Below are 8,826 nucleotides of genomic sequence, written 5' to 3'. Positions count from 1 at the left end.
GCGGCGCGGTAGGCGTAGCGCAGCCGCACGCCGGCCTCCCCCAGCAGCCGCTCGGGCGCCTCCCCCTCGCGCTGGAAGTACAGGCCCGTCGCCGGTAGCCCCGTGGCGCCGAAGCTCGCCAGCGCCCCCCCGCTGCCCAGCCGCGCCAGCGCAGCCCCCACCCCGCGCGCGGGGAGGCTGGGGCGGGCGCAGGCCGTGCCCTCCAGGGACCACAGCCCGCTGGCCGCGTCCAGCGCCCGCGCCGCGCTCAGGGAGTAGACGTAGCCGTTGCCCCCGGCGTCCACCACCACCGCCCGCCGCAGGGCGCGGGGGTCGTAGCCCGCGTCGAGCAGGCGCACCACCAGGCCGTCGGCGCCCACGCCCAGCACCGTGAAGTCGCTGTGGGCTACGGCCTGCAGGAACTCCAGCCCCAGCGGCCCCCCGCGCAGCGGCAGCAGGAAGGCCCCCTCCGCCAGCACCTGCTGGGCCACGCCCAGGCCCCGCCGCAGCTCGGCCTGCAACGCCCCGCCCTGCAGCAGGGCCTGCTGCTGGCGGCCGGAGGCCGCCGTCACCCGCAGGACGGCGGCCGTCACCGCGGCGGCCAGGGCCAGCGCCACCAAAAGCTCGACCAGGGTCAGCCCGAGTCCACGCGCGCGCATCTCCCCTCCCCCCTCCTACTCCTCCCAGCAGCCCTCGAGGATCATGCCCCACTGCCTCCAGCGGCAGTACACCCCGCGCCACTCCGCCCGCGCCGGGTAGACCTCCCCGGCCGCGGGGCTGTCCAGCGGCAGCCCGCCGACGGCGTGCAGGCGCCAGTAGTAGCGGTGGATGTAGCGGCCGAGGGTGCCGGTGCGCTCCTCGGCGAACATGTGCTGGTAGCCCTGCGGCTGGTCGAGAGCGTAGGCGAGGCCGGGGGTGAGGGCCAGGGCGTAGGCGCCGGGCTTGAGGTCGGTGTAGACCGCCACCCCCCCCTGCAGCAGCTTCAGCGCCGGGGGAGTGCCGTCCTTGAAGCGCGGGTTGGAGCCGGAGTAGTTCTTGACTATCTCCAGGTCCAGCACGGCCTTGTTCTCCGGCGCGTAGCTCACGCTCACCGAGGCGGTGGCGCCCCCGCGCACCTCGACCTGGGCGGGGCCGGAGGGGTAGAAGGCGATGCCCCGGTTGGAGGTGGCGCGGGCGTCGAGGGGGTAGACCCCCGGGGCCAGGTAGTTCACCACGTAGCGCCCGGGCGCGGTGTAGCGCTCCCCGGCGAAGGTCACGTCCACCGGGGCGTTGGCCGAGGAGCGGCTGATCTCGAGCACCACCGAGCCGCTGGTGGCGTAGGCCACGTCGATGCGGGCGGTCTGGCCGGCGGAGACCGCGGCGCTGAAGGACCCCGAGGGGGTGTGGCGGTAGCGTACCCCACCCCCGGCGTCGGCCTCGAGGGTGGGGGGGTTGGCGGTGTAGGTGCCGGGCGGCAGGTCGTCGAAGCTCTGGTCGGCGGCGCTCACCCACAGGCTCGCCGGCCCGCTCACCGCGTAGGCGGGCGCGGAGGGCAGGCCGCTGGTCACCACCCGCAGCCGGCCGCTGACCGGGGCGTAGGCCAGGCCGACCTCCTTGACCTCCCCATCGGCCAGGGCGTAGGCCCCGGCGTTGCCGCCGGCGCGGTAGGTGTAGCCCCCCACGAGCAGGTCGGGGGTGGTGAGGCGGTAGCTCCCGGGCAGCAGGTCGGGGGTGGCGGTAACGCCGCCCGGCAGGTTGGCGCTGTAGGGGCTGGGCCCGCTGAGGGCGACGGCCGCGGCGGCCCCCTGCGGCAGGCCGCTGACGGTGAAGCGGAAGCGCCCGGCCACCTTGCGCCAGCTCGCACCGAGCTCCACCACCGCACCCGGGGCCAGGCTGAACTCGGCGGGGCTGACCGTCCCCTGGTAGCTGAAGCCCCCCTGGGTGAAGCCCGGAGCACTCGCCCGGTAGCTCCCCGAGGGGATCTCGTAGCTGCCCGACGCGCTCCAGGCGTAGCCGCGGGGCCCCTCCAGCGTGACCTGCCCGGTGGGGCTGCCCGCCAGGCTCAGCCGCACGGTGCCCGCCAGCTTGACGTAGCGCACCCGCGCCCGGGCGGTCTGCCCCGCGGCCACCTCCACCGTCGCCCCCTCGGCGGCGTAGTCGAAGCCCCCCTCGTCGCGCAGGGTGAGGGGCTGGAGGGTGTAGGCCCCGGGGGCGAGGTCGGGGAGAGTGGCGCTGCCCTGCAGGGTGGCCACCTCCCGGCCCTCGCGCAGCACCCGCACGCTGGGGGTGGGCATGGGGGACGGGCCCTCGACCTCCACGGCCAGCGCCCCGCTCTGCGCCGCGTAGCGCACCACCAGGGACTCGCGCTCGCCGGGCTCGAGGCGGAAGGCCTGGGGCTCGGCGGTGTAGGTGTAGGGTCCGGCCCTCACGGCGGCCGGGGTGAGGCGGTACTCGGCGGCGGGCAGCCCCTCGAGCAGCCCCCCCGCGAAGGCGTAGTCCAGCCCGGCGCCCTGCAGGCGCAGGCTGGCGCTCACCCCAGCGGGCAGGCCGCTCACGCTCACCGCCACGTCGCCCTGCTGGCGCGCGTAGGCCACGGCGGCCCGCGCGGTCTGCCCGGCCACCAGCCGCAGCTCCTGCGCCGCGGCGCGGTAGGTGAAGCTGGCCAGGCCGTAGGGGGTGGGCTCCTGCCGGACGACCTCCAGCGGGGTGAGGGTGTAGTCGCCGGGGGGGAGGTCCTCCACGACCCCCGCCCCCTCCAACGCCCGGCCCGCGGGGCCGGCCAGGCTGATGGGCGTCGCCCCGCCCACCCCGCCGACGCTCACCTCCAGCCGCGCGGTGACGGGAGCATAGACCGCCCGCACCGCCACGGTCTGGCCCACCGCCAGCCGGAAGGCCGCGGGCTCGAGCGCGGCGGCGTAGGTGAAGCCCCCCTGGCGCACCGCGCGGGCGAGGAGGCGGTAGTCGCCGGGCGGCAGGGGGTAGCGGCCCGAGCGCTCCAGGCGCAGGCCCATCGGGCCCTCGAGCTCGAGGTCGCCCGCCTCCAGCCCCTCCACGCCCAGCTCGAGGGTGCCCGACTGCCGCACGTAGCGCACCCGCACCTCGGCCGTCTGGCCGGGCTCGAGGGCGAAGGCGGGGGGCTCGAGCTGGGGCAGGTAGGCGAAGCCGCCGTGAGACAGCCCCTCGGCCTGCAGCCGGTAGGCCCCGGTGGGCAGCGCGGGGTTGACGCCCGGGGCCAGGTCGTAGCGGCCCCCGCCCGCCAGCTCCGCCGCCACCCGCGCCGCCGCGCCCGGGGGCAGGCCCTCCAGGCTCAGGCGCACCGCGCCCTCCTGGCGGACGTACTCCACGGCCAGGGCGTAGCGGCCCCCGGCGGCCAGGGCCAGCCGGGCCTCGGCCGGGCGCGGGGCGTAGGCGTAATCGCCCGCCTTCACCGCCGCGGCGGTGAAGGCGTAGGCCCCGGGCTCGAGGCCCACCAGCTTGCGGCCGGAGGGCAGGGCCTGCTCAAAGCCCCCCGGCCCGCGCAGCCAGGCCTGGGCCCCCACGCCCGCCGGCAGCCCGGCGGCGCTGAACTCCAGCACCGCGCTGGCCGGGGCGAAGCGCACGACCGCCTCGGCGGTGCGCCCGGCCTCCAGGGTCACCTCCTGCGGCGCGGCCTCGTAGAGGAAGTCGCCCTCGGCGTAGCCCAGGGGCTGGATGCTGTAGTGGCCGGGGGCCAGCTCCCACTCCCCCCCGGCCGCGCCGAAGCTTGCCAGCGCCTCGCCGCCGCGCAGCACCCGGCCCAGCACCCCGCCGCGCTCGCTGCCTTCCACCCGCAGCCGCAGCCGGGCGGTGGAGGGGGCGTAGGCCACGCGGGCCTGGGCGGTCTGGCCCGCCTCCAGCTCCACCACGACCGCCTCCGCGACGAAGGTGTAGCCCCCCTGGCGCACCGGGCGGGGAGTGAGGGTGTAGGCCCCGGGCGGCAGGTCGCGCAGGGTGGCGCTGGTCTCCACGGCGACCTCGAAGCCCCCGGGGCCCGCCAGCCGCACGTCGCCGCGCCCGACCCCCTCCAGCGCGACCTGCAGGTTGGCGCTGGCGTAGCCGTAGGCCAGGCGCACGCTGGCGGTCTGCCCCGGCACCACCTGGGCCGGCGCGCCCTCCACCCGGGCCGTGCACTGGTAGTCGCCGCAGGGGATAGGTCCGGCCGCCAGGGTGTAGAGGCCGGGCTCGAGGTGGGGCAGCGTGGTGCTCTCGCGCACCGTGAAGGTGCCGGAGGGACCGCTGACCAGGGCGTTCACCGCGCTGCCCGCGGGGGCCGAGACCGCCAGCGCCAGGGCCCCCGAGACGGGCTGGTAGCGCACCACCGCCCGCGCGCCGCCGCCCGCCTCCAGCCGCTCGACCTCGAGGGGGGCGGCCCGGTAGTCGTAGCGCGCGTCGCGCAGGGGCAGCGGGCTGAGGCGGTAGGACCCGGGCGGCAGGCCCTCCAGGCGGCTGAGGCCCCAGCGGCGCACCTCGTGGCTGGCGGGGCCGCTGACGAGCACCTGGGGCGGCGCGTCGGCCCCGCCCTCCACCAGCACCTCCAGCGTGCCCCGCCCCAGCACACCCGCAGGGCGTACTCGCGCAGGCCCTCTGCCCCCGCCGAGGAGCGGACCTCGGCGCGGTAGCCCGGCGCCTCACGGCCCAAGAGCTCCGCCAGCGCCGCCCCCTCGAGCAGCCGCGTGCCGCCAGGGGGGACCACCCGGGGGTTGCCGCGCTGGGCCTCACCGCCCAGCCGGGCCAGGATCTGCGCGGCCTGGCTCTGGCCCTCACTCTGCTGCACCGCCTCGCGGCCGGCGCTGGCCAGCCGCCCCAGGTAGGTGCCCACCAACGCCACCAGGCCCGCCGCCACCAGCACCTCCACCAGCGTGAAGCCCAGAACCCTGCGGGTCATCGGACCTCCACCTCCCCCCACTCGCTCACGGCATAGGTGCGGCTGCGGCCGCCCCACAGAAGCGTCAGCTCGTGCGGGCCCTCTACCCGACCCGAAGCCCGCCAGCGCAGGCCGCCGGGGCTCAGGCTCATGCCGGGGAGCAGCTCCACCCGCAGGTGGGGAGCGGTCACGCGCCCGGCGGTCAGGGGACGATCCCCAAGGTGCAGGGGAAGGCCGTCCTGCTCGAGGTAGGCTGCCCCGCCCGCCACCGCCAGCCGCACCTCGCGGCCGCTGCTGCGGGCGATCTGCCCGCCTGCGCGCAGCAGGCCCTCCAGCGCACCTGCCACGGCGCGCCACTGCTCGGCCTGCCGCCGCTGAGCCATCCCCCAGGCCCCCACCGGCAGCAGCAGGGCCACGATCGCCAGGACCACCATCAGCTCGACCAGGGTCAGACCTTTGCGCTTCACACAACCTCCACGCGGGGGCCACGCCCCCTTATCCTATTGAGGATTATGATAGCAAGCTCTCCGGGCTAGGGCGGATCCCGACCGTTGAGGTAGTGCCGGGGCAGCCCCCTCACCCAGGTGTGCACCAGGAAGCGGTCGCCTACCCGTTCGATGAGACAGCCCACCGTCGCGGGCGCCGCGCCCCAGCTCTGGCCGCCGCCCTCCATGCCCCCGCGGCCGAGGGTCACGGCCTGGCGGCAGTCGAAGCCGCCCAGCCCCGCCAGCGCCGCCGGGGCCCCGTCCAGGCTGCCCGCGGGCCAGGCCGCCGTCCAGCCGTCGAGGTCGAGCAGCAGGTCGGTGTTGCGCACCAAAAAGGCGTCGAGGGCCAGGAAGACCTCCAGCCCGTGGGCCTGGGCCTGGCTGTACTGCCCCTGCCGCCGGGCCGAGGCGAAGCCCCACAGCAGGCTCGCCGCCAGCAGACCCACCAGGGCCGTGACCACCAGAACCTCCACCAGCGTGAAGCCCTTCCGCACGTGCCCCACCTCCTACCTCCCCAGCGCGCCGATGAGCTTGAAGAGGGGGAGGAACATCCCGGCCACCACCGTCCCCACCACGCCCCCCAGGAAGATCACCGAGATGGGCTCGATGAGCTTGGGCAGCGCCCGCGCGCGCATGCTCGACTCCTTCTCGTGGTCCTCGGCGATGTGGTCCATCATCTGGGCGAGCTTGGCGCTCTGCTCGCCGACGGAGATCTGCTGGATGGCCGCGGCGGAGAACAGCCCCTCCTGGGCGCGGAAGGCCTCGGCCACCCCCCGGGCCTTCTGGGCGATCTCCTCGCGGATGCGGGCGAAGGCCTGGTCGTAGACCGCGTTGCCGGTGGACCGGGCCACCGTCTCGAGGGCCTCGAGGATGGGGATGCCCCCGCGCAGCATCATCGCCAGGGTGCGCATGGCCTTCGACGTCGCCCGGTCGCGCAAGAGGTCGCCCACCACCGGCACCCGCAGCGCCAGGGCGTCCAGCCGCAGCCGGCCCTCGGGGCGCTGGTAGTACGCCCGCACCCCCACGAAGGCCGCCAGCGCCGCCAGCGGGAGGGTGAAGCCCGCGTTCTTGAGGAAGAAGCCGACGGCGATGAGCACCCGCGTCAGCAGGGGCAGCTCGCCGCCGAGCCCGCTGAGGGTCTGGGCGAAGGAGGGCACCAGCCCGGTGAACAGGAAGTAGGTGATGGCCAGCCCGATGATGAGCACCACCACCGGGTAGGTCAGCGCCCCCTTGATCTCGTCGGCCAGGTCGGCCTCCCGCTCGAGGAAGGCCGCGAGCTGGCGCATGACCTGGGCCATATCGCCAATTTTCTCGCCCGAACGCACCATCCCCGCGTAGGGCCGCAGGAAGGGCTGGCCCTGCGCCGCCTCGTACAGCGAGCTGCCCGCCCCCACGTCCTGGGCCATGGCGGCGATCCCCTGCCGCAGGCGTGGGTTCTTCATGTCCTTGGAGAGCACCTCCAGGATGTCGTGGGGGCGGATGCCGGAGTCGGCCAGGATGGCGAACAGCCGGGCGAAACGCGCCACGTCGCGCGCCTTGAAGCCCCCGCCCAGCCAGCCCCGCCCGCGCTCGGCCTCGAGCTGCTCCTCCAGCTCCAGCGGCACCAGGCCGCGGGCCTTGAGCTGCTCGATGGCGGCGACGCGGCTGGAGGCCTCGAGGGTGCCCCGGCGCGCGGCGGAGCCCTCCAGGGCCAGGTAGCGGAAGCTGGCCATCAGCGCAACCTCCACTCCCGGCGCAGCACCCCGCCCGCCAGCGCCCACTCCAGGCGCAGCACCGCCCCCTGCAGGCGGCCGAGCTCGAGCCAGCCCCACTCCCCGTCCCCGGCCTCCAGCCGCCCTGGGACGGGCCCCAGGCCGCGCCGGGTGAGGCGGGCCTTGAGCGGCTGGCCGTCGAGGTACAACCGCAGCGCCGCCGCGGGGGTCTCCAGCGGGGCCCGCGCCAGCAGGGCGTAGCTCAGCTGGGCCCCCCGCTCACCCTGGCGCAGGGTGAAGCGGGCGTAAGCCAGCGCCTCCGGCTCGAAGGGACGATCCCCTTCGGGACGGCGGCTCTGCCGCCGTGCACCGGAGGGCTCGGCCGCGGGGCGCTCCGGGGCCGGTGGAGCCGGTGGGGCCGACGCAGCTTGGGCCTCCCCCGGCCCACGCGGGGGACTCGCCGCCGCCTCTCGGTGTACCGGCGCCAGCCGGTCCCGAAGGGGATCGTCCTCCTGCGGCAGGAGGCCGCCGGGCCCGGCGGCACGCTCGCCTGCGTAGGGCAGCGGCTCCAGGGCCACCGAGGGCACCGCCCTCGGCAGGGCGGGGGGCACGCCCCCGTCCTGCGGCAGCACCTCGGGGAGGACCGGCAGGGGCAGTGCCCCCCGCACCAGGCAGGCGCTCGGCGTGCATCCCGGTGCGGAGGTGGGTGCGGGCGCGGGGCCCGCCGCCCAGCCCGCGCCCAGGCGGATGAGGTAGTCGGTACGGCCCAGGCTTAGCTCGGCGCGGTAGGGCACCTCCAGCGGCCGCCCGTCCACCACCAGGCGCAGCACCCCGTCGCCGGGCTGCGCCAGGTCCACGCAGGTCAGGTCCGCCAGCAGGCGGGCCTCGTGCATCACCCGCACGCAGGCCCGCCGCCCGAAGGACAGCGCCTCCAGCCGCCCGTCGGGGCTGACGACCACGTTCTCGCTGTGGGCCAGGGACTGCGCCGCCGAGCCGGGGTCGGCCCCCGGGAACAGCGGGAGCGGGCCCAGCGCCAGGGCCAGCATCCAGCGGGCAGGGCGGGGCATCAGCGCCCCTCCCTTGCCGCGGCGGGGGCCGCCGAGTAGCTCACGCTCACCGGGGTGAGCTTGCCTGCCTCCACCGCCACCACCGCCTGCGCGGGCTGGGGGAGGTAGGTTTTTCCCCCGGCCACCACCTCGCCGAAGCGCAGCAGGTAGCTGCCGGGCTCGAGCGCCGCCGGACGCTCGGGGTCGAAGGGGGCCTCCTCCTGGCCGCTGGCGCGGTAGAACACCGCCGCCCGCGCCCCGAAGGGCAGCCCGGAGGCCGCGACCTGGAGGCTGCCGGTGACCGGCTGGTACGAGCCTTTGAGCTTGAGCTTGCCGGTGTCGTGGTCGCGCACGTCGAAGCTCATGCTCCCCTGGCGCGTGTAGTTGCCGCTGGCGTTGGAGTACTCGAGCACCCCCGCGTAGCGGATGGGGCCCTGGGCCAGCTCGGACAGGCTGGCGGTGTAGCGCCCGGGCCACACCGCGGCCGCCGTCTGCAGCCCGGCGCCGTTGTCGGTGTAGGTCTCGCCGCCCCCGTTGCCGCTGAGGACCAGGCGCGCCTCGGCGCCCGCCACGCCCTTGAGCTCCAGGGCCAGGCTGAGGGGCGGGGTGGTGAGCTTCTGGATCTCGCTGCAGCCCGCGAGCAGCAGCGGGGCCGTCAAGAGGAGTAGTCGGTGGTTGCGCATCAGTCTCCTACCTCCACGTCGCGCTCGAATCCGGGGGGGGTGGCCGGGCCGACCGCCCCGGCGGTCGGCTTGGGCCGGGGC

Annotated in this window: 6 protein-coding genes and 1 pseudogene; all 7 read right to left on the bottom strand. The window is 76.3% G+C overall.

Annotation, left to right across the window (positions count from 1 at the left end):
* A pseudogene (locus Mterra_RS16185) lies at window positions 1–638 on the bottom strand (hypothetical protein); the annotation flags it as partial.
* A 15-nt stretch (window positions 639–653) separates the two neighbouring features.
* The gene (locus Mterra_RS16180) at window positions 654–4,532 is read right to left on the bottom strand and encodes a hypothetical protein (protein ID WP_119316104.1); all 3,879 of its coding nucleotides are present in this window, start codon (window positions 4,530–4,532) and stop codon (window positions 654–656) included.
* A 325-nt stretch (window positions 4,533–4,857) separates the two neighbouring features.
* Complete coding sequence (locus Mterra_RS16175) at window positions 4,858–5,307, bottom strand: prepilin-type N-terminal cleavage/methylation domain-containing protein (RefSeq protein WP_119316103.1); 450 nt, start codon at window positions 5,305–5,307, stop codon at window positions 4,858–4,860.
* A gap of 65 nt (window positions 5,308–5,372) precedes the next feature.
* Complete coding sequence (locus tag Mterra_RS16170) at window positions 5,373–5,819, bottom strand: type II secretion system protein (RefSeq protein WP_119316105.1); 447 nt, start codon at window positions 5,817–5,819, stop codon at window positions 5,373–5,375.
* A 12-nt stretch (window positions 5,820–5,831) separates the two neighbouring features.
* Entirely contained in the window at window positions 5,832–7,037 is a 1,206-nt protein-coding gene (locus tag Mterra_RS16165) for a type II secretion system F family protein (protein WP_119316102.1), read from the bottom strand.
* Complete coding sequence (locus tag Mterra_RS16160) at window positions 7,037–8,083, bottom strand: hypothetical protein (protein ID WP_147372866.1); 1,047 nt, start codon at window positions 8,081–8,083, stop codon at window positions 7,037–7,039. The genes Mterra_RS16165 and Mterra_RS16160 overlap by 1 nt, the downstream gene beginning before the upstream one ends.
* Window positions 8,083–8,745 carry a hypothetical protein gene (locus Mterra_RS16155; RefSeq protein WP_119316100.1) on the bottom strand — a complete coding sequence of 221 codons (663 nt, stop codon included), beginning with the start codon at window positions 8,743–8,745 and terminating at the stop codon, window positions 8,083–8,085. The genes Mterra_RS16160 and Mterra_RS16155 overlap by 1 nt, the downstream gene beginning before the upstream one ends.
* Window positions 8,746–8,826 lie beyond the last annotated feature (81 nt).

Origin of the sequence: Calidithermus terrae, from assembly GCF_003574345.1 — a bacterium.
GTDB classification, from domain to species: domain Bacteria; phylum Deinococcota; class Deinococci; order Deinococcales; family Thermaceae; genus Calidithermus; species Calidithermus chliarophilus.
This window is presented reverse-complemented; position numbering and strand designations above follow the sequence as displayed.